The 26,903-nt window shown below is 31.2% G+C and carries 21 protein-coding genes; 11 read left to right on the top strand and 10 right to left on the bottom strand.

Annotated features, from left to right (window positions below; all coding sequences use genetic code 11):
• The first annotated feature begins 57 nt into the window (after positions 1–57).
• From ACE193_RS02345 to ACE193_RS02335, 3 genes are all read left to right on the top strand, one after another.
• Positions 58–606: a hypothetical protein gene (locus ACE193_RS02345; protein WP_375561414.1), complete on the top strand. Its 549-nt coding sequence runs from the start codon at positions 58–60 to the stop codon at positions 604–606.
• A gap of 341 nt (positions 607–947) precedes the next feature.
• A complete protein-coding gene (locus ACE193_RS02340; protein WP_375561413.1) occupies positions 948–2,558 on the top strand; it encodes a S8 family serine peptidase in 1,611 nt (536 codons plus the stop codon).
• Positions 2,559–2,712: 154 nt separating this feature from the next.
• On the top strand, positions 2,713–6,585 hold the full coding sequence (locus tag ACE193_RS02335; RefSeq protein ID WP_375561412.1) for an Eco57I restriction-modification methylase domain-containing protein: 3,873 nt from the start codon (positions 2,713–2,715) through the stop codon (positions 6,583–6,585).
• 112 nt (positions 6,586–6,697) lie between these two features.
• On the opposite strand, the gene lysS is transcribed toward ACE193_RS02335, so the two are convergent.
• The 7 genes from lysS to trxA form a co-directional block, all read right to left on the bottom strand.
• Entirely contained in the window at positions 6,698–8,455 is a 1,758-nt protein-coding gene (gene lysS, locus ACE193_RS02330) for a lysine--tRNA ligase (RefSeq protein WP_375561411.1), read from the bottom strand.
• A gap of 178 nt (positions 8,456–8,633) precedes the next feature.
• Positions 8,634–9,533: a hypothetical protein gene (locus ACE193_RS02325; RefSeq protein WP_375561410.1), complete on the bottom strand. Its 900-nt coding sequence runs from the start codon at positions 9,531–9,533 to the stop codon at positions 8,634–8,636.
• A gap of 147 nt (positions 9,534–9,680) precedes the next feature.
• Entirely contained in the window at positions 9,681–10,856 is a 1,176-nt protein-coding gene (locus ACE193_RS02320) for a thiolase family protein (RefSeq protein ID WP_375561409.1), read from the bottom strand.
• Positions 10,857–11,060: 204 nt separating this feature from the next.
• Positions 11,061–13,490, bottom strand: coding sequence for a 3-hydroxyacyl-CoA dehydrogenase/enoyl-CoA hydratase family protein (locus tag ACE193_RS02315; RefSeq protein WP_375561408.1), 2,430 nt, complete (start codon positions 13,488–13,490; stop codon positions 11,061–11,063).
• Positions 13,491–13,810: 320 nt separating this feature from the next.
• Complete coding sequence (locus ACE193_RS02310; protein WP_375561407.1) at positions 13,811–14,392, bottom strand: MarR family winged helix-turn-helix transcriptional regulator; 582 nt, start codon at positions 14,390–14,392, stop codon at positions 13,811–13,813.
• A gap of 417 nt (positions 14,393–14,809) precedes the next feature.
• Complete coding sequence (locus tag ACE193_RS02305) at positions 14,810–15,292, bottom strand: hypothetical protein (RefSeq protein WP_375561406.1); 483 nt, start codon at positions 15,290–15,292, stop codon at positions 14,810–14,812.
• Positions 15,293–15,558: 266 nt separating this feature from the next.
• On the bottom strand, positions 15,559–15,876 hold the full coding sequence (trxA, locus tag ACE193_RS02300; protein ID WP_338792160.1) for a thioredoxin: 318 nt from the start codon (positions 15,874–15,876) through the stop codon (positions 15,559–15,561).
• A 329-nt stretch (positions 15,877–16,205) separates the two neighbouring features.
• Here trxA and ACE193_RS02295 point away from each other — a divergent pair, with 329 nt between their 5' ends.
• From ACE193_RS02295 to rfaE2, 6 genes are all read left to right on the top strand, one after another.
• Complete coding sequence (locus ACE193_RS02295) at positions 16,206–16,802, top strand: nitroreductase (protein WP_375561405.1); 597 nt, start codon at positions 16,206–16,208, stop codon at positions 16,800–16,802.
• A 138-nt stretch (positions 16,803–16,940) separates the two neighbouring features.
• Positions 16,941–17,864, top strand: a complete 924-nt coding sequence (locus ACE193_RS02290) for an ABC transporter ATP-binding protein (protein WP_375561404.1) — start codon at positions 16,941–16,943, stop codon at positions 17,862–17,864.
• Between the two features lie 517 nt (positions 17,865–18,381).
• Positions 18,382–19,737 carry a DUF349 domain-containing protein gene (locus tag ACE193_RS02285; protein WP_375561403.1) on the top strand — a complete coding sequence of 452 codons (1,356 nt, stop codon included), beginning with the start codon at positions 18,382–18,384 and terminating at the stop codon, positions 19,735–19,737.
• A gap of 46 nt (positions 19,738–19,783) precedes the next feature.
• Complete coding sequence (locus ACE193_RS02280; RefSeq protein ID WP_375561402.1) at positions 19,784–20,314, top strand: NADH-quinone oxidoreductase subunit B; 531 nt, start codon at positions 19,784–19,786, stop codon at positions 20,312–20,314.
• 99 nt (positions 20,315–20,413) lie between these two features.
• A complete protein-coding gene (locus tag ACE193_RS02275) occupies positions 20,414–20,923 on the top strand; it encodes a hypothetical protein (RefSeq protein WP_375561401.1) in 510 nt (169 codons plus the stop codon).
• Between the two features lie 119 nt (positions 20,924–21,042).
• Positions 21,043–21,528: a D-glycero-beta-D-manno-heptose 1-phosphate adenylyltransferase gene (rfaE2, locus tag ACE193_RS02270; RefSeq protein ID WP_375561400.1), complete on the top strand. Its 486-nt coding sequence runs from the start codon at positions 21,043–21,045 to the stop codon at positions 21,526–21,528.
• Between the two features lie 177 nt (positions 21,529–21,705).
• On the opposite strand, the gene ACE193_RS02265 is transcribed toward rfaE2, so the two are convergent.
• Complete coding sequence (locus tag ACE193_RS02265; protein ID WP_375561399.1) at positions 21,706–22,398, bottom strand: zinc metallopeptidase; 693 nt, start codon at positions 22,396–22,398, stop codon at positions 21,706–21,708.
• 198 nt (positions 22,399–22,596) lie between these two features.
• Between ACE193_RS02265 and kbl the strand changes: the two genes are divergently transcribed.
• Both kbl and ACE193_RS02255 read left to right on the top strand, forming a co-directional pair.
• Entirely contained in the window at positions 22,597–23,793 is a 1,197-nt protein-coding gene (gene kbl / locus ACE193_RS02260) for a glycine C-acetyltransferase (RefSeq protein WP_375561398.1), read from the top strand.
• 207 nt (positions 23,794–24,000) lie between these two features.
• The gene (locus tag ACE193_RS02255; protein WP_375561397.1) at positions 24,001–24,906 is read left to right on the top strand and encodes an IS982 family transposase; all 906 of its coding nucleotides are present in this window, start codon (positions 24,001–24,003) and stop codon (positions 24,904–24,906) included.
• A 26-nt stretch (positions 24,907–24,932) separates the two neighbouring features.
• Here ACE193_RS02255 and ACE193_RS02250 read toward each other — a convergent pair whose 3' ends face one another.
• Both ACE193_RS02250 and ACE193_RS02245 read right to left on the bottom strand, forming a co-directional pair.
• Entirely contained in the window at positions 24,933–25,391 is a 459-nt protein-coding gene (locus ACE193_RS02250) for a YfiR family protein (protein ID WP_375561396.1), read from the bottom strand.
• Positions 25,392–25,790: 399 nt separating this feature from the next.
• Entirely contained in the window at positions 25,791–26,750 is a 960-nt protein-coding gene (locus ACE193_RS02245; protein WP_375561395.1) for an SPOR domain-containing protein, read from the bottom strand.
• Positions 26,751–26,903 lie beyond the last annotated feature (153 nt).

The raw sequence follows: 26,903 nt of genomic DNA, 5'->3' as shown, positions 1-26,903 counted from the left end.
GCAATTTTATTCTCTGTGAATTTTATGTTTAATAAAGTCAAATAAAAACCAATTTTTATGAAAAAAATAATCGTATCTCTGCTATTTTTCTTTTGTGTCTCTTCATTTGTTCAAGCTCAAACTCTTACTGATAAAACATTTCAAACAAAAGAAGATTACTACGAGCATCAGCCTCAAGTAGAAAAAGGCTTAAAAGATTGGTTTACTTATAACCCTTTAGAAAAAGATAATACGACCATTCAACTTCGAAATATTTTGCAAGCCTATTTGATGGCTTGGATAACAGGTGCGCCTCATGTTACTCTAGCTATTGACGGAAAAATTGAAGGCGAAATGCTTTCTGACAAACGATTTGAATATACTCAAGATTTACTTTTAGCTATGATGTTTGCCAAAACTACTTATTTATTAGAAAATAAAGAGGCTAAAAGTACAGATTTTGAAACGAATTTAGCAGGTGTAAAAGGAATGCTTCTCATCTATAAAAAGATAAAAGAACAAACTAAAAATAAGAAAAAATACCGAACAGACTCACTAGATAATTATTTGGAATGGGAAAAACAAGGAAAACTAGAAGACCAAATAAAGAAAATTATAAATGATTAATTTGTCTAAAATTAGATAAGTAACTGGGCAAAATTATTTATAGGTTAATGAAATCTGTCTGACACCTCAAAGGTGTCTTGACAGTTTAAATTTCCATTTTCTAATTCTTTTTTAGATATGTTTTATTTTGCTCAGTTACTTACTATTTTATAAAGTTATACTAAAGTAGTGTTGCTAAAAACTATCTTGTGAAGTAAACTTTGCAGCTATAAATTCCGTTAAACCAACATAAGCATTTTGTAATTGCTAAAATAAATCGTATTTTGATAGATATTTAAGCGATAATAAAAAAACAACTTGTAATCAATTCTCATTTATAAAAATAAATCAACTCTAATTTTATGGAAAATTTCAATTTCTTATATCCTTTAGCGTATGGTGGACTTCTGCTCTCAGCAGCCGTTTATTTCTTCTTGAAAGAACGCCAACACGCAGCAGGTTTTGCAAGAAACAGCTTTTTAGTTTCTTCACTCCTTTATATTCTGTCATTATTTTTTAATGACGGTGGACTTATGTACGACCTTTTAGGTGTTCTTACTCCTGATTTGGCAATTCTTACTGTTGTTATCTTGATTTTCAACCGTCTTGCTCCTCGTCCTAAAGTACTTTATTTTACTATTTTTGCAGTTATTGCAGGACTAAAGTTATTCTTTTTTGATGCAGGTAGAGATGCAGTAGTAGATACTTACGAAAATGGTTTTACTTCTGAGCCAACTGAAATTATAGGAGAAAAAATTATTGGTGATAAAGAAACAGCTACTTTACCTTCAAATCTTAGTGCAAATGGCGAACTTCTTTTAGATTTGAATATGACGAATAAAGATGATATTGTTCCAATTTTGGAAAAATACAGTATGTCTATTCGTAGAGCTTTTCCAGATTTGCAGCACGATGAATATTCTGAATTAGAAGAATATTATATTTTAGATATTCCTACTTTTCAATTAAAAAATATTGACGTAATCATTGGTGAGCTTCAAAACTCGGGTGCAGTAGATTATTTAGAAAACAATGAAATCTTAGAACTTCCAACTAATCCAACTACCTCTTTTGATGTAGCTCCAAACAAACCTTCTTTTGGAATCAATGATCCTAACTTGAAAGACCTTTGGGGATTTGAGAAAATGGGAGTGGCAGAAATGTATGCTTCTTTGAAAGAACAAAAACCAAAGAAAAAAGCAAAGATTGTTATTTTAGATACGGGTGTAGAAGCTGACCATGAAGATATTACTTCAAATTACCTTTCTCTTGAAAAGAAAAGTGATTATGACAAATTAGGACACGGAACACATTGTGCAGGAATCGCAGCAGCAGTAACAAACAATGGAAAAGGAATTGCTTCTTTTTCTCCAAACTCAGAGTTTGTAACTGTTTCTAGTATCAAAGTGTTGAATGATGCTGGTTTTGGTTCTCAAGAAACTGTTTTGGCAGGAATCATTAAGGCAGCAGATGCAGGAGCAGATGTAATTTCGCTTTCTTTGGGAGGTCCTTCAAATGATGCTCATCAAAAAGCGTATTCAGAAGCTGTAAAATATGCAAATAAAGCAGGTGCGATTGTAGTAGTTGCAGCAGGAAACTCTAACAAAAATGCAAAAGACTTTTCACCAGCTAATGCACAAGGTGTAATCACTGTTTCGGCTATTTCGCCTGATTTGAGTATTGCGCCATTCTCTAACCATGTACAAGATATGGAAATGGGAATTGCAGCTCCTGGGGTTCAGATTTTTTCTACGTATCCTAAAGGAACTTATAAATTCTTAAATGGTACTTCAATGGCAACTCCTTATGTAGCTGGTCTCTTGGGTGTAATGAAAGCATTGAATCCAGAGCTAGATACAAAAACTGCTTTTGAAATCTTAAAATCAACAGGTAAAGAATTAGAAGCTGGCGAAAAAGCTGGTAACTTTATTCAAGCTGACAAAGCAATTAATGCAGTTTTAGAACAAGAATAAATTAGAATTTATATTTTCTAAAAGCAAAAGCCTATTCAATTTTTATGATTGAATAGGCTTTTTTATTGGAAAGGAATTGTTTTTTTTATACTTTTATTACTTTGAAAAAAGTAAAATAGAATCACTCATATTAGAGATTTATTAAAATAGATAGATGAACATAATTACAAATCCTAGCAAAGTTCTCAACCCTTCTTATCGCAAAGTTAACATTATTAGGAATGAAATAAATCAGTTTAAAGGTTCATTATTGGAGTGTTTGGAACATATAAAAATAAGTGATGAAAAAAAAGAACACGAAGAGAATGTTAAGAAATATATAGCTGATTTTTTACAAAAAACATTTTATCAAGATTATTTAATCAATACAAAAAACCGTGTTGATTTGGCTATTTATGCAGGAAAAGATGCAAAAAGTAATATAAGTGTTCTGATAGAAGCCAAGCGACCAAGCAATACAAATGAGTTTTTGAAAGTTAATGAGATAAATAAAAAAGCATTACAAGAACTTTTGCTTTATTATTTGACGGAAAGAATAGATTTAGACAACAATCAAATCAAACATTTGATTGCTACAAATGGCTATGAGTGGTATTTTTTTAAAGGAGAAGATTTTTATAATTTTTTCTACAAAAACAAAAAATTACTCAAAGAATACAATGAATTTGTAAGTGGACGAAAAGATTCTGCCAAAAATGAATTATTCTACACTGAAATTGCTAAAAAATACATTGAAGAGGTAAAATACGAATTACCATTTTTGTATATTAATATTAAAGATGATTACGAAAATTATTTACCTCTCTCAAATACAAATGATGACAAATTGGTGTCTTTGTACAAAATTTTTTCGCCTATTCATTTGTTAGCGCAATCGTATGGAAATGATAGCAATGAATTAAATAGAGAGTTTTATTTTGAACTTTTGCATATCATTGGGTTAGAAGAAGTAAAAAATAATGGTATAAATTTAATTCAACGTAAAAAGCAAAAAGAGAGAGATAAAGGTTCGTTATTAGAAACGACTATTTTTATTTTAGATGATAGAGAGTATTTAAAGAAAGTAGAACACCTTCAAAACTATGGACAAGACAGAGAAGAACAACTATTTAATGTTGCTTTAGAGCTTTGCTTGACTTGGATAAATCGAATTTTGTTTCTCAAATTATTGGAAGCTCAACTGGTAGTTTATAATAAAAGTAAAGAATATGAGTTTTTAAATACTGATTTTATTACTCGTTTTAATGATTTGGAAGATTTGTTTTTTTCGGCTTTAGCAAAGAAACCAGAAGAGAGAAACGAAGAACGTATAAAGGAAAAATACAAGCGTGTTCCGTATTTGAATAGTTCACTTTTTGAACCGAGTGAATTAGAAGAAAGTACACTTCGGGTTTCAAGTATAAATGGAGTAGAATTAGAAATTTATGATAAAACGGTTTTGAAGGATAATCTAAAAACTTCAAAAGGCAAAATTTCTCTTTTATCCTATATTTTTCGTTTTTTAGATGCGTATGATTTTAGTGGAACAGACCAAAATAAAGTAGATGAGAGCAATCAAGGAAAAGCTCTTATTTCATCTTCCGTTTTAGGACTTATTTTTGAAAAAATAAACGGCTACAAAGAAGGTTCATTTTACACGCCTGCCTATATTACAATGTATATGGCTAAAGAAACGCTGCGTAAAACGGTCTTACAAAAATTCAATGCTCATTATGGATGGGAGTATCAAAGCTTCGATTCTTTAAAAGAAAATTTCTATGATTATATTCGAAAAGGCGACCGAAATATTGTAAGAAAAGAAGCTAATCAAATCATTAATTCTATAAAAATATGCGACCCTGCTGTTGGTTCTGGACACTTTTTAGTAAGTGCTTTGAATGAGCTTATTGTAATAAAAAATGAGCTTAATATTTTGGTAGGTAAAAATGGAGAATACTTATACCTTGATGTTAAAGTCGAAAATGACGAACTTGTTATTTTGGATAGAGATGACCGATTTTTTATCTATCGACCTAAAAATGAATTAAATCAAATTGTACAAGAAACACTATTTCACGAAAAACAAACACTTATAGAAAGTTGTCTTTTTGGTGTCGATATCAATCCTAATTCTGTCAAAATATGTAGATTGCGTTTGTGGATTGAGCTTTTAAAAAATGCGTATTATATTGATTATAAAAAAAGTGAAGACCTTCAAACGCTACCAAATATTGATATTAATATCAAAACAGGAAATTCTTTGGTTAGTCGTTTTGATGTAAATGATATTGAATTTTATAATGATTTGAAGGCTGCACCAAACTTCAAAAAATACCTTGAAGAATATAAAAATTGGGTCTTTTTGTATAAAAATACAAAAGATAAAAATGCAAAATGGGAACTTACTAAAAACATTAAGAACTATAAAACAAACTTAAAAAAGCAGCACCCAAGTTTGAAAAAGTTGCGTAACGAATTACAAACCTTATCAACTAATTATTTTACAGAATATAAAAACACACAAATTTTTGATACGAACACAAAAGGATATTTAGAAAAAAAGCAAAAAGCAGATAACAAAATTCTTGAAGCAAATGAAAAAATATCTTCTTTTGAAACAGATAGAATTTATAGAAATTCGCTAGAATGGCTTTTCGAATTTCCTGAAGTTTTGGATAAAGAAGGTAATTTTACTGGTTTTGATGCTATAATTGGAAATCCTCCTTATATCAGGCAAGAGGAAATAAAAGAACAAAAACCTCATTTGAAAAATCATTATCAAACCTATACAGGAAAATCAGATTTGTTAGTTTTCTTTATCGAATTGGGAATAAATCTTTTAAAACCACAAGGTATTTTTTCTTTTATTGTGGCAAATAAGTTTTTGAGAGCAGGTTTTGGGAAGCCTTTAAGAGATTTTTTACAGAAACAACAACTTCACGAAATTATTGATTTTGGAGATTTGCGTGTTTTTACAGAAGCAACTGCTTATCCGTGTATCATTTCTGCTGCTAAAGAAGAATTCAAAAAAGAACATGAACATTCTTTTAAAGCCGTTAATATAGATGATTTGGATTTCAAAAATTTAGAAGAAAAAACAACTACATTAGGTTTTGAAATGAGCCAACAAGAATTGGAAAGTACAGGTTGGAATCTAATAGATAAAAAAACAAAAAATCTACTTTCAAAAATGAAGAGTCAAGGACAAACTTTAGAAGAGTATGTAGATGAAAAAGTCTTTAGAGGTGTTGTAACAGGTTTAAGTGAAGCATTTGTAATAGATGAACAAACAAAAAATGAGTTTATTAGTGAAGATGTCAAAAATAAAGAAGTAATAAAACCACTTTTATCAGGAAGAGAAATACAACCTTATGTAACTCCTAAAGTAAACAATCATTTATTATTTATTCCTTGGCATTTTCCATTACAAAATAAACCAAATATTACAGGAGCTTCAAAGGAAGCAGAACAAGAATTTGAAAGTAGTTATCCTATTATTTATAAACATCTTTTATCCTACAAAGATAAATTAGAGAAGAGAAATAAAGCAGAAACTGGAATAAGATATGAATGGTATGCTATGCAAAGATGGGCTTCTTCTTACATAAAAGAATTTGAGAAACCTAAGATAATGTATCAAGTTTTTCAAGTAAAACCTTGTTTTATTTATGATGATCAAGGTTTATATTGCAATAATTCTATGTGGATGATTCCTAAAGATGATAAAACTTTAGTTGCTATTTTAAATTCAAAAGTAGGTTGGTGGTTAATATCTAATTATTGTACAGCTATACAAAATGGTTATCAATTAATTTGGGATTATTTTGGTAAAATACCTATGCCAAATGCTGATAAAAATCAAACAAAAGCAATAGAAATACTAGTAAACCAAATTCTAAAATCAAAAAAGAAAAACCCAAAAACAGATACAACAGATTTAGAAAATAAAATTGATATTTTGGTGTATAAACTCTATGAATTGAGTTATGAGGAAGTTTTGATTATTGATTCTGATTTTGGCTTGAGTGAAGAAGAGTATATAAAATAGAAATTACATTTTACAAAAAAACTCCTATCCAATTTCAAAAATTAGATAGGAGTTTTCGTTTATTTAATGCTCTTGCCGTTGTTGGTGTCCCCACCAACGACACATAATAACTTTATTTCAACCAACCTTCTACTTCTTCTTTGGTTGGATTTTTTACTTCTTTGAGTTTCATTTTCTTACGCATTCCACACATATCATTGAAAAGTTTTGAAGGAATTGCTTCTTTCAAGTCTTCAATAGTAAGGAAACCTAATTTTTGAATGATTGGAATAAGTTCTGTGCGAATTCCTAATGCTTCATAATCGCTTTCAGATGCATATTTTGGTTGTTTTTTAGGACGCATTTGAGGGAAAAACAAAACATCTTGAATAGAATTTTGATTCGTCATAATCATAGAAAGACGGTCAATTCCGATTCCTAAACCTGCCGTTGGTGGCATTCCGTATTCAAGAGCATTTAAGAAATCTTCATCCAAAATCATTGCTTCATCATCGCCTCGTTTTCCAAGTTCCAACTGTTCTTCAAAACGTTTTCTCTGGTCGATAGGGTCATTAAGCTCAGAGAATGCGTTACAAATTTCTTTCCCATTACAAACTGCTTCAAAACGCTCTACCAAACCTTCTTTTGTTCTGTGTTTTTTGGCAAGTGGCGACATCTCAACAGGATAATCTGTAATAAATGTAGGCTGAATCAGTTTTGGCTCACAATGTTCTCCAAAAATCTCATCAATCAATTTTCCTCTTCCCATTGTATCATCAATCGGAACGCCTAATTGTAGAGCAACTTTACGCATCTCTTCCTCACTCATTTCCGAAATATCAACACCTGTAAAATGCTCAATGGCTTCATACATGGTGTAGCGTTTCCAAGGACGAGCAAAGTTAATTATATTATCGCCTACCTGTACTTCTGTTGAATTATGAAGTTTTAGAGCAATTTTTTCTACCATTTCTTCTACCAAATTCATCATCCATTCGTAGTCTTTGTAAGCTACATAAAGTTCGATTTGAGTAAATTCTGGATTATGAAAACGGCTCATTCCTTCATTTCTAAAGTCTTTTGAAAACTCATAAACACCATCATAACCACCAACAATCAATCTTTTTAGATACAATTCATTTGCAATACGCAAATAAAGAGTCATATCTAATGTATTGTGATGCGTTTTGAAAGGGCGAGCTGCTGCACCTCCATAAATTGGCTGCAAAATTGGTGTTTCTACTTCTAAATAATCTTTGTCATTTAAGTATTCACGCATTACATTCATGAGCTGAGAGCGTTTTTTGAAAACATCTCTTACCTCAGGGTTCACAATTAAATCTACATAACGCTGACGATAACGCTGTTCAGAATCTGTAAAAGCATCATACGTTTTTACTGTTCCGTCTTCATTTTCTACTCGCCTTACGACAGGTAGAGGATGCAGAGATTTTGTAAGAATCGTAAATTCGGTAGCACGAAGTGTAATTTCTCCTACATTTGTACGAAAAATATATCCTTTTACGCCAATAATATCTCCAATATCTAATAGTTTTTTGAAAACAGTATTATACATCGTTTTATCTTCATCAGGACAAATATCATCTCTACGAAAATAAACTTGCAAACGTCCTGTGCTATCTTCAATTTCTGCAAAAGCAGCCGAACCTTGAATACGATTTGTCATCAAACGACCTGCAAGAGAAATTTCCTTAAAATCATCAAAGTTCTCCTCTCCTTCTGGTTTTTCCTCTGGAAAAAGAGCCTTAATCTGTTTGGCTGTATGTGTAAAATTATAAAGTGCAGCAGGATAAGGTTCTATTCCTAGTTGTATAAGTTGTTCTCTTTTCTGACGACGCAGAATTTCTTGTTCGCTAAGTAATGGTTGCATAAAATGAGTAAAAGTCGTATTTAGTAACTGGCTCAAGCGTCGACGCTTGAACCAGTTACTATTACTATCAATTATATATATAGTTTAAAAAAGTCTTTTATTAGATATAAGTTTCAAAAATACGGATTTTTTTTGATTTTTTGGAATAGTATTTTTTTTTTAGGGTAAACAAGCTACTTTAGTCTATTATGAGTATAAAATTTGCTTTTCGTTTCTCTATCATTTTTTTTGCTTGGTCTATATATTTTTGTTTATATAGCTTTAATTCTATGGGTTTGGAAAGGTTAGAAGCTAAATATTGAAAAGCATCAAGGAAATTTAATCTGTTATGGAAAACAGATGATAGAGCTACAGATATTACTTGCTTTTGATTTTCTTTTATGTAAAAAATAGAGATAGAATCCTTTGCTAAAAAGTGAGCAGCTTCTTTAAAAATAATTTTATCTATATTTTTGTAAGGAAAAGTATATTCTGTTTTTCCATATTTTTCACTAAAACCAATTGTTTGGTGAGTGATAAAAAAACTTTCTCTTTTGAAAAACTTATGAGCCGTTTTTAGTCTTTTGCCATAATAGTTATCACGTAAATAAGGGATTGAAATGCTCAAAAGCATACTTAACAGACTTATAAGTACAATAATGAGATAACCATTAAAAGCAGAAGCTACCATCAAACCAAAAAAAAACAGTTGTAAAATTAAGATTATTAAACTAAATTTTTCTGAATGAAAAGAAGATAATTTTCTTGATTTATATTTCCATTGTAAAGTTACTTGTAGAGGGATTTTTGGAGCAGGAGTTGATTTTATTAATGAATCAGAATTTTCTAAGAAATTATAAAACAAAATCTCATCTCTTAAAATTAGAGTAGATATAGAAGGAAATTTTTCTAATGTTTCAGATTGCTCACAGTGTTTCTCATCTAAATAAAGCCACGTATCGACTAAGAAAACAGATTTACAACTTGCACAAAAAACAACCTTATCATTTTCTCTAATCAAATCGCCTGTAATTGGGTCTTTTCTTTCTTGTAATAAAAATTCTTGATATTTTTCTGTTTCTATTTTATGAATGTGCATAGGGTATTTTTATTGATTTCCCATAATAGAACGAAAAATAGTAATAAAGAGTTAAAAAAATTCCCTATTCAAAATTAATTGAATAGGGGATTTTGTTTATTTATAAATTGTCAGACACTTCAAAGTGTCAGTACAATTAAATATTTATTAGTTTACACGTTCAAAAATACCAGCAATACCTTGTCCACCACCGATACAAGCAGTAACCATTCCGTATTTTTTGTCTTGTGCTTCCATTTCATTCATCAACTGAATAGTAAGTTTTGCTCCAGTACAACCGAGTGGGTGTCCTAATGCAATTGCTCCACCATTTGGATTGACTTTAGATTCATCTAGCTTCAAATCACGAATTACAGCTAAAGATTGTGCTGCAAATGCTTCATTAAGTTCGATTACATCAATATCTTCTAATTTCAAACCTGCTTGTTTTAATGCTTTTGGCACAGCAGCCACAGGTCCGATTCCCATAATACGTGGATCAACACCAGCAGAAGTATAAGCTAACATTTTCAAACGAGGTTTTAGACCTAATTCTTCAACCATTTTCTCAGACATAACAATTACAAAAGCTGCACCATCTGAAGTTTGAGAAGAGTTACCTGCTGTAACTGTTCCATCACTTGCAAAAGCAGGACGAAGACGACCCAAACCTTCCATAGAAGTATCTGCACGAGGTCCTTCATCTGTATCAACTGTATATTTACGAGTTTTTTTCTGTCCATCTTCGTAGTAGTTTTCTTCTACTTCAACAGGAACGATTTGACTTTTGAATTTTCCTTCAGCAATCGCTTTTAATGCTTTTTTGTGAGAGTTTACAGAAAAAGCATCTTGGTCTTCACGAGTAATTTTGTAATCACGAACAATTTCCTCTGCTGTAAGTCCCATAGAAAGCATATATTCTGGGTGTTCGCTTACAATATTCCAGTTTAGAGCTGGTTTATATCCCATCATTGGAAGAGCTGACATAGACTCAGTTCCACCTGCGATGATACAATCTGCTGTTCCTGCTTGGATACGTGCAGAAGCAAGTCCAATTGCTTCCAAACCAGAACCACAATAACGATTAAGAACCATTCCTGGAACATTCAAAGGCAAAGAAAGAAGAGAAATAAGTCTTCCCATTTGCATTCCTTGTTCTCCTTCTGGGATTGCATTACCAACAATTACATCATCAATGCGTGTTGGGTCAAGATTAGGAATAGATTTTACAAGATGCTTAATTACATCTGCTGCCAAATCGTCTGAACGGTAATTTTTGAAACCACCTTTTTTAGCTTTTCCTACTGCGCTGCGAAAGCCAGTTACTATATATGCTGTATTCATGTCAGTTATCAGTAAACAGTTACCAGTAATCAGTTAAAACCAAATAGCTAACAGTCTTCAACTGTTAAAATAAATTACTAGTAACTTATGTTATTTTATATTTTATTAAAAAAAATGTCAATGATTGAAATATAAAATTAGAGTTATAAAAAAATAGTATTTCATAATTCGTAATTTTTAATTCATAATTCGTAATCGAATTTATTAGTTTCTCAACGGTTTGCCTTTGAAAAGAATACTATTGATTCTATCCAATGTTTTTTGCTCACCACAAAGAGATAAAAATGCTTCTCTTTCTAAGTCTAAAAGATATTGCTCTGAAACTTTAGCAGCACCTGAAAGGTCGCCACCAGAAATTACATACGCTAATTTTTTAGCAATTTTGATGTCGTGAGGAGTTGCATAATGACCGTAAAGCATTCCAACAGCACCAGCCGTAAAGGTTGCTAAAGCAGTTTTTCCTTCTACATCAATATCTTGTTGTTGCGTTGGTTGAGTATAACCTGATGCTACCATTTCCATAGCTTTGCGTTTTGCATCAGCAATCAATCTTGAACGGTTAAGTGTATAACCATCATGACTACGTAAGAATCCCATTTCTAATGCTTCTTGTGCTGAAGTAGCTACTTTTGCAGTTGCAATATTTAAGAATACATCTTGCAAACGGTTTACTTTTGGATCGCCAGTTGTAAATGTATTTGCAGTACGACGAATCATTTCTTTTGTTCCTCCACCAGCAGGAATAAGACCAACACCAACTTCTACAAGCCCCATATACGTTTCTGTATGTGCCTGTACGTGGTCAGCGTGCAAACAAAGTTCGCAACCACCACCTAAAGCTAATCCAGAAGTTGCAGCAACAACAGGAATTGCAGAGAATTTGGCACGCATCATTGTATTTTGGAACTGACGAATTATCATTTCTATTTCATCAAATTCTTGCTCTAAGGCATACATATAAAGCATAGCAAGGTTTGCTCCTGCCGAAAAGTTTGGTGCATCACTACCAATAACAACACTTGAATAACTTTTTTCTGCTAAAGAAATAGCTGTATTGATTCCTTCGATAACTTCTCCACCAATAGCATTCATTTTAGTATGGAATTCTAAACCTAAAACACCATCACCTAAATCAAAAATCGTTGTTCCATCGTTACCCCAAACTTTGTTTGTTCCACGGATAGCATCTAAAACAATAAATTCTTCCGTCCCTGGAATTACTTTATAAGATTTTGATTCTATATCAAAATACAATTTTTTACCATTTTCAGTTTTGAAGAAAGAATCTACATTTTTAACCCAGTCAGCTACTTTATAGCCAGCTTCTTCCATTTTGGCAATCGTTTCTTTTACTCCAAGGGCATCCCAAGTAGCAAAAGGACCCATTTCCCAACCAAAACCAGCAGAAACTGCATTGTCTATTTGATAAGTATGGTCTGCAATTTCAGGAATACGATTAGAAACATAAGCGAATACATCATAAAATGTAGTACGGAAAAATTCGCCATATTTAGAATCATCATTTAAGAAGATAGCAAAACGTTTGCTCAAATCATCTTCGTCTTTTGCTTTTCCATAAACTTTAATGTCTGGCTTTTCAGTAGGCTTATATTCGTAATCATTTAAGTCTAATTCAAGAATAACAGTTTTTCCTTTTTCGTCTTTTGTTTTCTTGAAATAACCTTGTTTGGTTTTGTCTCCGTACCATTTACGTTTATCCAATTCTTTTACAATGTTTGGCAATTCAAACATTTCTTTACGCTCGTCATTTGGTACATTTTGAGCGACACCATTTGCTACTTTGATAGTTGTATCTAATCCAACTACATCAAGAGTACGGAAAGTAGCTGATTTTGCACGTCCGATGATTGGTCCTGTAAGTCTATCTACTTCACCTACTGTAAGACCATATTTTTCTACTGCATGAAGTCCAGACATAATTGCAAAAACACCAACACGGTTAGCAATAAATGCAGGAGTGTCTTTACAAAGAACAGTTTCTTTACCTAAATAAAGGTCGCCATATTGTAAAAGGAAATCTACAATTTCTGGTTTTGTATGCTCACAAGGAATAATTTCCAAAAGACGCATATAACGTGGAGGATTGAAAAAGTGCATTCCACAGAAATTCTCTTTAAAACCTTGGCTTCTTCCTTCGATAAGCATGTGCATTGGAATACCAGAAGTATTCGAAGCAATGATTGCATCTTCTCTACGGTGTTTTTCTACACGCTCAAAAAGTTGTTGTTTAATATCAAGTCTTTCGATAACAGCCTCTAAAATCAAATCACAATCAGCAATCCAATCAAGATTATCAGTAAGATTGCCTGTTTTGATACGGCTTGCAAAGTTATTGCTATAAAAAGGAGCTGGTTTTGATTTTGTAGCTTCTACTAAAAATTTATTAACAATACTATTTCTCCAAAGAAGACTTTTTTCTTGTTTTTCATCTTTTGGAGCGTCTAAAGGAATGATGTCTAATAAGACAACTTCACAGCCAATATTAGCAAAATGGGCAGCAATACGAGAACCCATTACACCAGAACCTAAAATTGCCACTTTGCGAATGTGGCGTTCTGCTGTTTTTTTTGCGCTTTTGCTTTGTTGAGCAGGAGCTTGAGCAACTTGAGTCATAAAATATATAGTTTTGGAGTTTAATATAAAATCTTTTTTTGTATGAGTAAATTATACAATTATTTCTTTATTAAAAAACTATTTTAGATGAAATAATATTCTGTATAACCTATCTAAAACCAAAGATAAGAAAAAAAGGTATGCGTGCATAATTATTTCAAAAATTTAACTAGCTTTTTTTATTGAAATCTAAAATAGATTAACTAGAAATTATCAAAACAAGAGATAGAAAATAATGTTTGTATAAATGGAATTTTCAAATACAATTTTAACAAAAATAAAACCCTAAAATTTTTTAGGGTTTTTACTTGCTTTTAACTTTATTTTTGAAAATTATTTTTTTGTGCTTCTTCTACTTTTGTACGAACATCTTGAATAAAATCATTTTTTTGAGAGAGATTTCTTTCAGCCGTTCTATTTATATGTTCTATTACTTCAAAGAAATTTTCCATTTTATCTGGAGAAATTTTATCAAAAATCTGCATATTAAATGTTTTTACAGATTGTCTAGCAGCTTCTCTTCTTAGCTTTCCTTCATCTGTAAGACAAATCATTACTTTTCTACGGTCTTCACTGTCGCTTTGACGAACAATTAAACCTTCTTCTTCCATCGATTTCAAAATTCTTGTCAATGAACGTGCTTCCATTCCCATTAAAGGAGCTATTTTGGTAGCAGGAGAACCATTTTCTTGGTCAATATTCAACAAAACAAACCCTGTTGAGTGTGTGATTCCGTGTTCTGTACCTATCATATTATACATTTTGGCAATCGATAACCAAGATGCTTTGATAGCAAAATCGACAGAACGTCTTTTTTTTCTATCTATTAAAGAATTATCTGAAAAAGAATTAGTGTTTTTTTTAATTCCATTTTTTTTTATCTGAGTTTTACTAGTAGCCATTTTTATTTATTTTTTAGCTGATTTTTTGATGTGTTTGTGGTATTGGTTGGTTTTTTTAGTCTTTTTTATTCAAAAATACCATTTTTATTTCCCATTCAATTTTGCTATGCAGCTTTTTATTTGGTAAATTTGAGCTATTAGTCTATAAACAAAGATAAGTAAAAAATGTTATGCGTGCATAATTTTTTAAGAATTTTTTAATCTGTTTTTAGATTTACTCTTTAAAATATCTGTGTTTCTCCTTTTTTTGTTATAAATTGATAGTTTTTGTTTACTGATGTTACTCAGTTTAATGTTCTGTGCGTTACAGGATATGGTTTTAGAACAAAATCACAATAAGGTGTTCTATATTTACAGAGAATAAATTACGAATTTATTTTTTTTAGAAAACGAACATACAAAAAAAACCTGTAATTTTTAGACTTTATTTTTATAAAAATCTATCCTTGAATGATTTCTTTTATAATAGATTCCAGAATCTAACTGTATTATTTCATGAGTTGAAAACTTTGAAAAACTCCAAACAGCCTCTTCAAATTTTAGATAAATAGTTCTTTTCTTTGTCATCAAATCTAATACTGAAATACATTTGTTCCCCATTTCAGTGATATAGAGTTTATTATCAGCTCTGTTAATATCTTCTGGAAAGCTCAATGGACTATATTCTTCATAAGGGATGCCTAACTCAAAAATAGTAGCACCAGTATTTATATTTTTACAAAGAACTATCTGTCCTGCTCCTGTTGCTATCCACAGATTTTGCATAGAATCATCTAATTGAATTTGATAAGGAGTAAATCCTCCAAAAAAGTTTTTTTTTACTTCTATCAAAACTCCTTCTCTATCGAATATTTTTAAATCATTTTGCTGATAGAATGCAGTAATTATTTTATTTGGCATGATACAATATCTATAGCCTAGTAACTTGTATAAGTTGAAGTTATAATTACCAAATATAGCTTTACAGTATTCTTCTTTTGTAATCTCATGAATTGATTCTTGAATAGAATCCAAGTAAAAATAACAATTCTCAGAAAATGAAAAATAAATCTTCTTATTTATTTCGATCATGTTTTAAATTGTGATTTTTTTAGGTAAAAAAACTCTACTCTCTCCAAAAAGAAGAAAATAGAGTTTTACAAAACTAAAATGTATTTCAAATAACTTTATACCAATTTATCAATACGGTTTTGAAGTTCTTTTTTAGTAGTTGTTCCGACAATTTTTTCTACAATTTCGCCATCTTTAAAGATAAGAATTGTAGGAATATTACGAACACCATATTTTACAGTAAGTTCTGAATTTGAATCTACATCTACTTTTGCGATTTTTGCTTTTCCAGCATACTCATCAGAAAGCTCGTGAACGATAGGAGTCATCATCTGACAAGGTCCACACCATTCTGCCCAAAAATCAACCAAAACAGGTTGGCTAGAAGAAATAAGTTCTGTAAAAGTTGCTTGCGTTGCTTCAATAGCTGCCATAATAAAAATATTTTTATTTAGTAAAAAATGAATTAAAATTTTATAAAAATGAAAATGATTTGAGTCTTTCCCAACAAATTCGATTTGTATTTTCTAAGTTGTGCAAAAATAATGCTTTCTGCTATCTAAAAATAATTCTTCTGTCATTTAGTCAGTTGTTATAATTAGAATAAAAAGTAAGTTATTTTAGAAAAATCCCATTATTACAACACAAAAATTGCTTTTGTGTTTGAAATAGAAAAAAAGTTAAGGCTTTATAAACTCCAAAATGAGAATCAAAATTTTGATTATTTTTGTCAAACTATAAATAAAAAACGAAAAACTAAACGATGAAAACCACCACAATCACACCAAAACAAATAAACGAACTTATCAAAAATAGGAGAACTATTTTTCCTCATGAGTGTACAGGAGAAAAAATTGATGACAAAATAATTTGGCAACTCTTAGAAAATGCTACGTGGTCGCCTAATCATGGAAAAATAGAACCTTGGCGTTTTTTTGTTTTTGCAGATGATACAAGAGAAAAGCTAGGCGATTTTTTGATAAAATTATACGAAAAGCTAACTCCAAAAGAAGATTATAATAATCAAAAAGTAGTCAAATTACGTGACAGAATGAGCCAATCTTCGCATATTATTGTGGTGGTTGCTCAGACAAATCAAAATCCACGTATTCCAGAAATTGAAGATATAGAAGCTGTTGCATGTGGCATTCAGAATATGCAACTTTCAGCTACTGTTTATGGTTTGGCGAGTTATTGGGGAACAGGTGCGCTTGTGTATGCAGAAGAAACACATGCACAATTAGGCTTATCTGAAAATGAAAAAGTAATCGGTTTTCTTTATTTGGGCGTTCCGAAAGAAGATTTGATAAAAGAAGCAAAACGAAAACCAGTACAAGAAAAAGTCGTTTGGATAAAGTAAATTAGTGATTAGTTTTTAGCGATAAGTGATTAATGAATGAAAATCTTATCCTGCTAAAGTTTAAGCTATTAAATTATCTTATGTACTTTTGTTTTCTAATAAAATAAACCATAAACCTCATTTTTACCCAGTTTCATTTTGAATAATAATAACGATAATATTCTCACTATTTCAGATATTCGAAAAGAATACCACAATCATACTGCTCTTTCAGGTGTTAGTCTTTCTATTCCAAAAGGAAGTATTTATGGACTTTTAGGTCCTAATGGTGCAGGGAAAACATCACTTATTCGTATTATTACTCAAATTACGGGAGCAGATAGTGGAAAAATTCTTTTTGAAGGAGAGCCACTCGCTCCAAAACATATTGCCAAAATTGGTTATTTACCAGAAGAAAGAGGACTTTATCCAAAAATGAAAGTAGGCGAACAGCTTATTTATTTAGGAAGATTAAAAGGAATTCCGAAGGTTGAAATTCAGAAAAAATTAAAATATTGGCTTACTACTTTTCAAATGAAAGAATGGTGGAACAAAGAAGTAGGAGGGCTTTCGAAAGGAATGCAACAAAAAGTACAGTTTGTTGCAACTGTTTTGCACGACCCAAAACTATTGATTTTGGATGAACCTTTTTCTGGTTTTGACCCCATTAATGCCAACCTTTTAAAAGATGAAATTCTTAAACTTCAACAAAAAGGTACAACTGTTATTTTTTCGACGCATAGAATGGAATCTGTGGAAGAACTTTGTGATACGATTACACTAATTAATAAATCACATAAAATATTTGAAGGTAAAAAGGCTGATATAAAAATGAGCCACCGAACACACATTTTTGAAGTCCAGACAGACCATCCTATACTAGAAAGTGGAATTTCATTTGAAATTTTGAAAGAAAGCAAAGAAACAGATTTCAAAACTTATATTACTTCTGTCAAAATAAATGAAGGAACAGAAAAAAATGCACTTTTAAAAGAACTGCTAACTAATTATGAAATAATTTCTATGCAGGAAAAATTACCTTCTATCAATGATATTTTTATTAAAATGGTAGAAGAAAAATAAGCTAATATTTGTACGTTTTTTCTATATTAAAATTTTTAGGAATAGAAATTAAATACGTTGCTATTTTTTGAATTTCCAACTAGCTAAAGGTCAATGAATTAAATTCGTAATTGTTCCTTATTGATTAATTAAAACAATGATTCAATCAAAAAAATGCTTTTTGAACAAAATAATTTTGAAAAATGAGTGTCATTTTAGTCTATGTTTCTATTCTATTTTTATAAAAAAATTGTATCTTAGTTTGGAAGTAGATATTTTTGGATTTTAAAAAAAATAATTTTACTTCTTTTTTAACAAAATAATCTGTTTCGAAGTTAAGATAAGGTTCTGTTTCAAGACTATAAAAGTAATCTTAAACAGATTCATAAAATGTAGCTAAAATAAAATTAGGCTTTTTTATTGCTTTATTTTATCAAATTCTAAAAATTAATTCTAACAACGCCAAAGCCAAGCCTTTTAATCCTAGATTTACTTTAAACTAGGTTTATTTAATCACTCTAAAAAATCACTACAAACAATGTCCACAAACAATTCAGCCAACTCAACTACCAATCACGACAACTCAACAACAACTTACGGTTATATCAAAGATGATACTGTTTATCTAAAAGGCTATAACGACAGATCAGACCGTCAAATCGGTGTGGTAAAAGAAAGCCCAGAAGCAAGTATTGCTTATTTTGAAGACCGTTATCAAAAATTATTAGAAAAAGTAGAAGAAGTAGCACAAGCTATCGAAGAATCTCAAAATAAAGGTTCATATCTAATGAAACTCGTTCATATTAGAGAATCTTTAGAAACCTACAATGCTATCGGTGATTATACAGCCGTAGAAGCACGAATTTTAGAATTAGAGCAAGGAATCGAAGACTATATTTCTGAAAATAGAGTCAAAAACACAGAAATAAAAACAGCTTTATTGGCTGAAGCACAAGAACTGAAAGATAGCGACGACTGGGAAGAAGTGTCTGAATATCTAAAAGACCTCAAAATGCGCTGGATACGTACAGGAAGCGTAGGAGAAGAAGATGAAGAAATGTCAGAAGAATTTGATAGATGTTTGGATGTCTTTTTCGAACGTAGAAAAGCCTTTTTTGATAATGAAAGAATTGTTAATGATGAGCGAATATTGAAATACAAACGCATTAGTAATAAAGTCAGAAAACTCAATTATCAAAAAGAAAAAACGCCTGAAATGCGTCAAGAGGTAATTGATTTGCAAAAAGAATGGAAAGAAGTAGGCGTGATTCCGAAATGGAAATACCTCAAATTATACAGAAATTATAAACGAGAAGTTGATATTTTCTTTGGAAATCCTGAGCAGAGCAATGATAGTTATGGTTCGTATCGTCAAGAGCCTCCAATTCCGACTACTCCAGAGGGAATCTTAGAACTCAAACGAAAACTTACCGAAGAGGTAGAAGAAATTGCCAGTAAGTTTGAAAATGTACATTTGAATAATGTCAAGACCAAACAAGTACAATGGAAAAAAATGGGAATTATCAGAAATAATGACGAAGACCGTTTATTAAATAACCGTTTTCATGCTGCTTGTAGTGAGATTTTTACGCATGTATTTTTAGAAAATGATGCAAAACAAAACTTTGAAGGTTACGAAGAAAAAACAGGTTTCGAACAGTTGAAACTCAAAATCAAACTTATCAAAGATAGCATCAGAGAAGAAGAGCCAAAACTACAACAAATTGCTAAGAATATACCTCAAGATAGCTATGGAAGACCTATGTTTGATAGAAATGAGCCTTCTCATGCACCTGTGCGTTCTGAATATATGAATCTTTTGAATGTAATCAGAACAAAGAAAAGGTTATCTAAAAAGTTTCAAAATCAACTTAATAGTAGTTATAATTTTTAATGTAGTGTAGCCTTTAGGCTTCAAAACGTATTATTTTTTTATAAAAATGAATATCCCAACTACCACCAAACTTACACAATCCGAAAAAACAGGACAAGGAGGTTTGGTGGTTACTTCTTTAGAAAATCTTATTCAATGGGCGAGATTGTCTTCTCTTTGGCCCATGACTTTTGGTTTGGCGTGTTGCGCTATCGAAATGATGGGTACTTATGCGCCTCATTATGATTTAGACCGTTTTGGTGTTTTTCCTCGTGCTTCTCCTCGCCAGTCTGATGTGATGATTGTAGCAGGAACAGTTACTTTCAAAATGGCTGATAGAATAAAACGCCTTTATGAACAAATGGCAGAACCTCGTTATGTCATTTCGATGGGAAGTTGTTCGAATTGTGGAGGTCCATACTGGGAACACGGCTATCACGTTGTGAAAGGTGTCGACAGAATTATTCCAGTTGATATTTATGTGGCAGGTTGTCCACCACGCCCAGAAGCACTTATTGGAGGTATTCTGAAATTACAAGAAAAAATTCGCTCACAAGCTCCTACTCCAACAGGTATTTTGAATTTAAAAAACGCTTAAAAAAATTTTTTTAAGATTAATTTTAACAAAAAGCTATTTTATATAGTATAAGTAATAGGAAATAACCTATTTTTTTACATAACCTTTATAATTTACTTTATGATGAAGCATTTTTTAAAACATTCATTTTTATATTCTATTATTGTTTTTTTAATTTTTTTTACTTCTTGTAACTCTTCTAAAGATGCTGCTATTACCGAAGAAGATACATTGGGTGGCGTAGTTGTTACGCCTGATGAAAATAAAGTTGTTGGAAACATTGACACGCCTATTATTGACACACTAAATGGTTTTTATGAAGGTGAATATGTAGCTGTTAATCAAGGAACAGATAGTTGGTATATGGCTCAAATTGTAGCTTTTGATGGAGGAAAAACTAATTTAAGATACATGGATAATGATACTGGTTCAAAAGATTTTGTAGAATTAATGAAACTAGATACCATAGACATTCAGAAAAATGATAAAGTATGGGCTTTATTTGGTGATGGAATTCGTTTTAGACAAGCTACAATTAAGGAGATAGAAGAAGATTCTATTATAGTAAAATTTGAAGGCTATAACGATGATAAAGTACATTTTTTACAGATATTCAAAGACAAAGAATAATCTACAGTAATTTTATTTAATTAGACAAGGAATCATTTTATCGTTTCTTGTCTATTTTTTTGTAATTTAGTTGTATCATAAAAATTAATGCTAAAGAAACCTTTCTAAATTCTAAAAAAATGAGTTCTTCTAAGAAAATTTATAACGACATTACCAAACTTCAAAAAAAGGTCGAAATATGGAAATTTAATAAGCAAGATGTAGTTTTTACAAATGGCTGTTTTGATATTTTACATGTAGGACACATTGATTATTTAGAAAAGGCTGCTGCTTTAGGTAAAAAACTTATTATTGGAGTAAATACAGATGCGTCCGTCAAAACATTAGACAAAGGAAAAGAACGTCCTGTCAATGATGAGTATGCAAGAATGCGTATTTTGGCTGCTTTAGGTTTTGTAGATGCCGTTATTTTGTTTTCAGAGCCGACCCCTTTAGAACTTATTACTGCCTTGAAACCAAGTATTTTGGTAAAAGGAAGTGATTATTCAGTTGAAACTATCGTAGGTGCTGATGTAGTCCTTCAAGATGGAGGTAAAGTAGAAACAATAGAATTAGTAAAAGGATATTCGACAACCAAAATTATTAATAAAATCTTAGGAAAATAAACTATTTTATGTATTGCTCGTGGGGACATGAGCAATGGTAAGTTAATTAGTTTCTATAAAAAAACTTTGTCAGTAGTTTTTTTGGTAATCCAAAATAACTCTGACAATAGTTTCGCAAACATGTCTTTTTTCAACTATTGACAGCCTTCTGAAAGGACTATCAAAGTTAAAAAAATGCTAATCTCGTCTTCCCATCAACATCGAACCATAATAAAGAAGTGTTGCTAAAGAACTCAATGCAGCTACTACATACGTCATGGCAGCCCAAGAAAGTGCACTTTTTGCCATCGAATATTCTTGTGGATTGACTATATTTTCTTCTTCTATCCATTTCAAAGCTCTTCTACTTGCATCAAATTCTACTGGCAAAGTAATAAAGCTAAATAACGTAGAAACAGCTAGTGCCAAAACTCCAATAGCCAAAACATAAGGAATATTAGCAAAAAACAAAAGACCAACTCCAATCATCAATAAAAAAGGTGTAAAACGGTTCGTAATATTCAAAACAGGAACCATTGCCGAACGAAAACCCAAAAAAGAATATGCTTTTGCATCTTGAATGGCGTGTCCACATTCGTGAGCAGCCACAGCCACAGCAGCAGCATTACGCCCATGATAAACATTTTCACTTAAATTGACTGTTTTGTTACTTGGACTATAATGGTCTGTCAAGTTTCCTTGGACACTCATTATTTTTACCCCTCGTATTCCGTTGTCGTTTAGCATTCTTTCGGCTACTTCTGCACCACTCATATTAGAAGCTAAGGGAGTTTGAGCGTATTTTTTGAATCGATTTCTAAACATATATTGTACGCCCATGCTTATCAAGCCTACAATAATTATTAATATATAACCTGAATTGAATACCATTGAATATAAATTTTTAGTTTAAAAAATAATGTAAAACAGAAACCCCTATCTGTTGGGTTTTACACAGACTGGGAAGTCTGTGATACTTCTAAATTTAAACGAAAATAAAGAAAAGTTGTTTCTCTTTTAAAATTACAATCACTAAATTTGAATAAAAGTAGCTGATAGCTACAAAATTTATAAACCAACCAAAAACACATGTACGATACACTTCAACCCTTTTTAGAAAAAGAATTACAAGAAATAAAAGATGCAGGACTTTACAAAAAAGAACGCATCATCACAACGCCACAATCAGCAGCCATCAAAACGCAAAGCACAGGCGAAGTAATCAATTTTTGTGCAAATAATTACTTAGGACTTTCTTCAAACCCTCGTGTTTTGGAAGCTGCCAAAAAAGCCATTGATACACACGGTTTTGGACTTTCTTCAGTTCGTTTTATTTGTGGAACACAAGATTTACACAAAGAATTAGAACGAAAAACAGCCGAATTTTTGGGAACAGAAGACTGTATTTTGTATGCAGCAGCTTTTGATGCAAACGGTGGAGTTTTTGAGCCACTTTTGGGAGCAGACGATGCCATTATTTCTGATGCTTTGAATCACGCTTCTATTATTGATGGTGTTCGTTTATGTAAAGCAAAGCGTTTTAGATACCAGCACAATGATATGGCAGACCTTGAAAAACAACTTCAAGATGCCGATGCAGCAGGCGCAGTACAAAAAATGATTGTTACAGATGGCGTTTTTTCGATGGATGGAACGATTGCACAACTAGACAAAATCTGTGCTTTGGCAGAAAAATATAAGGCTCTCGTTATGGTAGATGAGTGTCATTCGTCTGGTTTTATTGGAAAAACAGGGAGAGGAACACACGAATACAGAAATGTAATGGGCAAAATTGACATCATTACAGGAACGTATGGAAAAGCTCTTGGAGGTGCTTCTGGTGGATTTACGGCAGCAAAAAAAGAAATTGTAGAAATGTTGCGTCAGCGTTCTCGTCCTTATTTGTTTTCAAATACGGTTGCACCACCGATTGTGGGAGCTTCTATTGAGGTTTTGAATGTCTTGATGGAATCTACACAGCTTAGAGATAAACTAGAAGAAAGTACGAAGTATTTTAGAGAACAGATGACTAAAGCAGGTTTTGACATTGTAAAAGGCGAACATCCGATTGTTCCTGTAATGTTGTATGATGCGCCACTTTCTCAAAAATTTGCCGAACGACTTTTGGAAGAAGGAATTTATGTAATTGGTTTTTATTACCCTGTTGTTCCGAAAGGAAAAGCTCGTATTCGTGTTCAAATTTCGGCTTTACATGAGCGTGAACATTTGGATAAAGCCATTGCAGCTTTTACTAAAGTGGGTAAAGAATTGGGCGTAATTTCTTAGATTATTTATGTTAATGAACGGTTTGCTCAAAGTGAACCGTTCATTTTTAAGTGTAATTTATGTGTATCTTTTTTATTTAACGTGAACTCGGCATTTAACTACTTGATATTTAGTATTTTATACTGTTTTTTAAGAGTTTTTTATCAAAAAAGGCTCAAAAAGGTTATTTTTGAATAGCATTAATCAACTTTAACCCTTTTTCGCCTTATGAATGACAAAAATATAAAATTTGATGAAGACCAACTAATCGGTATTTTTTATTTAGTAGATGAGTTCTGTTTACAAGCTCAATCCTATGTTTCTAGCCATTGGGTAGGTAGCAAAAGTCAATCTTCTTCTCATTCTCCAACTCGTATTCCTGAATTAAGCGCAAGTGAAATGATGACTATTTTGATTTATTATAACTACTCTGGTTACAAGAATTTTCAATACTATTATCAACGTCTTGTTAGTACAGATTTACTACCTTATTTTCCTAAACTTTGCTCCTACAATCGTTTTTTAGAACTCATAGAAAGAGTGAGCCTTCCCATGTATGTGTTAGCTAAATTACTCTGTGCTAAAAGTCAAAAAACAGGAACTTATTTTGTAGATTCTAAGAAAATAGTAGTTTCTGATAATCGTCGTATTCACTCGCATAAAGTGTTTAAAGACCTTGCAAAACGAGGAAAAGGCTCAATGGGCTGGTTTTTTGGTTTTAAACTTCATTTAGTTATCAATCAATTAGGAGAGGTGATGGCATTTGAAATCACAGCAGCTAACAAGGCTGACAATAACCACAATCTATTGAAAAAATTACTCAATAACTTAGAAGGAAGTTGCTTCGGAGACAAAGGCTACTTGACAAAATTATGGCAAGAACTCTATGAAAATGGACTTAAATTAATTACTAAAGTCAAAAAGAACATGAAGAATCAACTTATTACGTTGAAAGAAAAATACACCCTCAGAAAAAGAGCAGTTATTGAATCTGTAAATGACATTCTGACTTCTGTTTTTGACCTAGAACACTCTAGACACAGAAAACCAATAAATGCTTTTACACATATGTCGGCTACCATAGTTGCATATCATTTATATCCAGAAAAACCTAGAATTTTTGTAACCAACTAATACCGAGTTCACGTTTATTTAGTAAATTAGGGACACGCCACAATACGCTTTGCCATTCTGAAAAGTCCTACATCTAAGCCAAGATTTGACTTTTGTGCAGCTTCAATATTGAGTTCGAAACGGTAGGGTTTGTTATCTACGGTCACAAAATTTATGATTCCACATTGTTCGATAAAACCTTTTAGATTATCCCCAATAGTCAAGGTTGGATATCTTCTAAAGTAATCCAAAATATCACTCAATTTATCTTGTTCGGATTTACTAATATAAATAACTTGACATCCCCATAAATCAGAGGCATTTTTCTTTCTTCTGACACGCAAACCACGCCCATTGATGCGATAGTGAGCAAGAAAAGATTCTAGTTCATCACCAAAAGGATCATCACCTAATATTCCGATTTGTATCATTTCTTTCGGACTTTTGAAGGCTTCAGGAGGAAAGGTTGTGTGTTCGATAAAATGAACAATCAATGCAATTTTCATTTGTGTTGCCGAGTATTGTGCTTTAGAAGGCAAGGTAATAAAGCTAAATAAAAAACCTAGTATAAAAATGAATAAGAATTTTGAAACTAAATTTCTTTTATATTTTTTTGGAGAAAGTAATTGTATAAACATCAAGTAAATTTAAAATAATGGTAATCCTTTGTTTGTGTAATCAGTTGAAACGATATTAAAAACTACAAAAAATGAAGATTAATAATAAAATTATGCAATTATTTAATCTCTCTGCAATCTAAACTATAAACGTTTATCTTACAAATAAAATATATAGTTTGTCAAAATCTTTGTGTTTTATAAATAATTAAGCCAAAAAGTAATTCACAAAAAAAGAGAAGAATCGATTTAATTCTTCCCTCTTTTCAATCAAAAATAGAGTTTTAATTATCTTTTATTTGGATTTTCACTTTCTACAGGTGTTTCTATATTTTCTATTAAATATTTATCTTTATTTTCTTCTGTAATTGGGTCAAAATCTTCCAAACTAACCAAAATACCACGTAATCCCATTTTTTCTTTCAAATTTTTGTTATAAACTTCTGCATGTTCGTAGCTATAAAAAGGACCTAAAAGTAACCTATACAACATTTTTCCATCTATTTCTACAAAAGTAACTAGAATATTGTCGTGCCAGTGCAATTCTAATTCAGAAACATTATTGACTAAATTTTGATAGTTTTCAAAAACACCTAACTGAATTCCGATAGTTTTTTCTTCTACACCATACGGACGAATACTAAAATGATATACTTCTTGGATTTCTCCTTCTGTTTGTAATTTCATAGAAAGTTCTGGATTGGCAGCTTTTGCAAAAGCAGAAATACGTTCGTCTGATGAGCCTGTTTTACTTTCATGTAGTTTCAAACGAGCAATCATTTGTTTAGGACTAAGATACGATGTGATTCTGTCGACGAGTTTTCCTTGAGGTGTAAAAACCAAAATTTGAGGAAAGTTTTTTACCTCGTATTGCTTTACTACATAATCAGCATATAATGAAGGTGCTTGTAGTTTTTGAGCTAAATAACGCTTTTTTATGTATGTTTGAACATATTTATTAGCAAAAGTAACTGAATCAAATTTATTGTTTCGTGCATGAACATAAACAAAATAAGGTTTGTTTTGCTTTTTTCCTTCTTCCTGTAATTGGTCAAAAGAACCTACCAAATAAGACATATTGTTGGTTTGAGACGTTGTAGTATTTTGAGCAAAAACAGAATTGCTGTTATTTATTGAACCAATAAAAAATCCTAAGAAAAAAAGAAAAGCTACTTTTTTATAAAATGAATAGAATTTGTATAAACTAAAGTTTGTTATTTTTGCTGTAAGCAATGTGAAGCAAGACATAAAAATAGGAGTTAAGGTGAAAAAATTCTTTATTTTTAAACTTTATGAAAATAAAGATAGGAATAAATTAGTTTAGGAAATAAATTAGAAGATAAAATAAAATAGAAAAAAATCAATTTTTATAGATTGTAAAAATTTATTTCTCTCAAAATC

The organism is Bernardetia aquimarina (assembly GCF_042180575.1).
GTDB lineage: Bacteria > Bacteroidota > Bacteroidia > Cytophagales > Bernardetiaceae > Bernardetia.
This window is presented reverse-complemented; position numbering and strand designations above follow the sequence as displayed.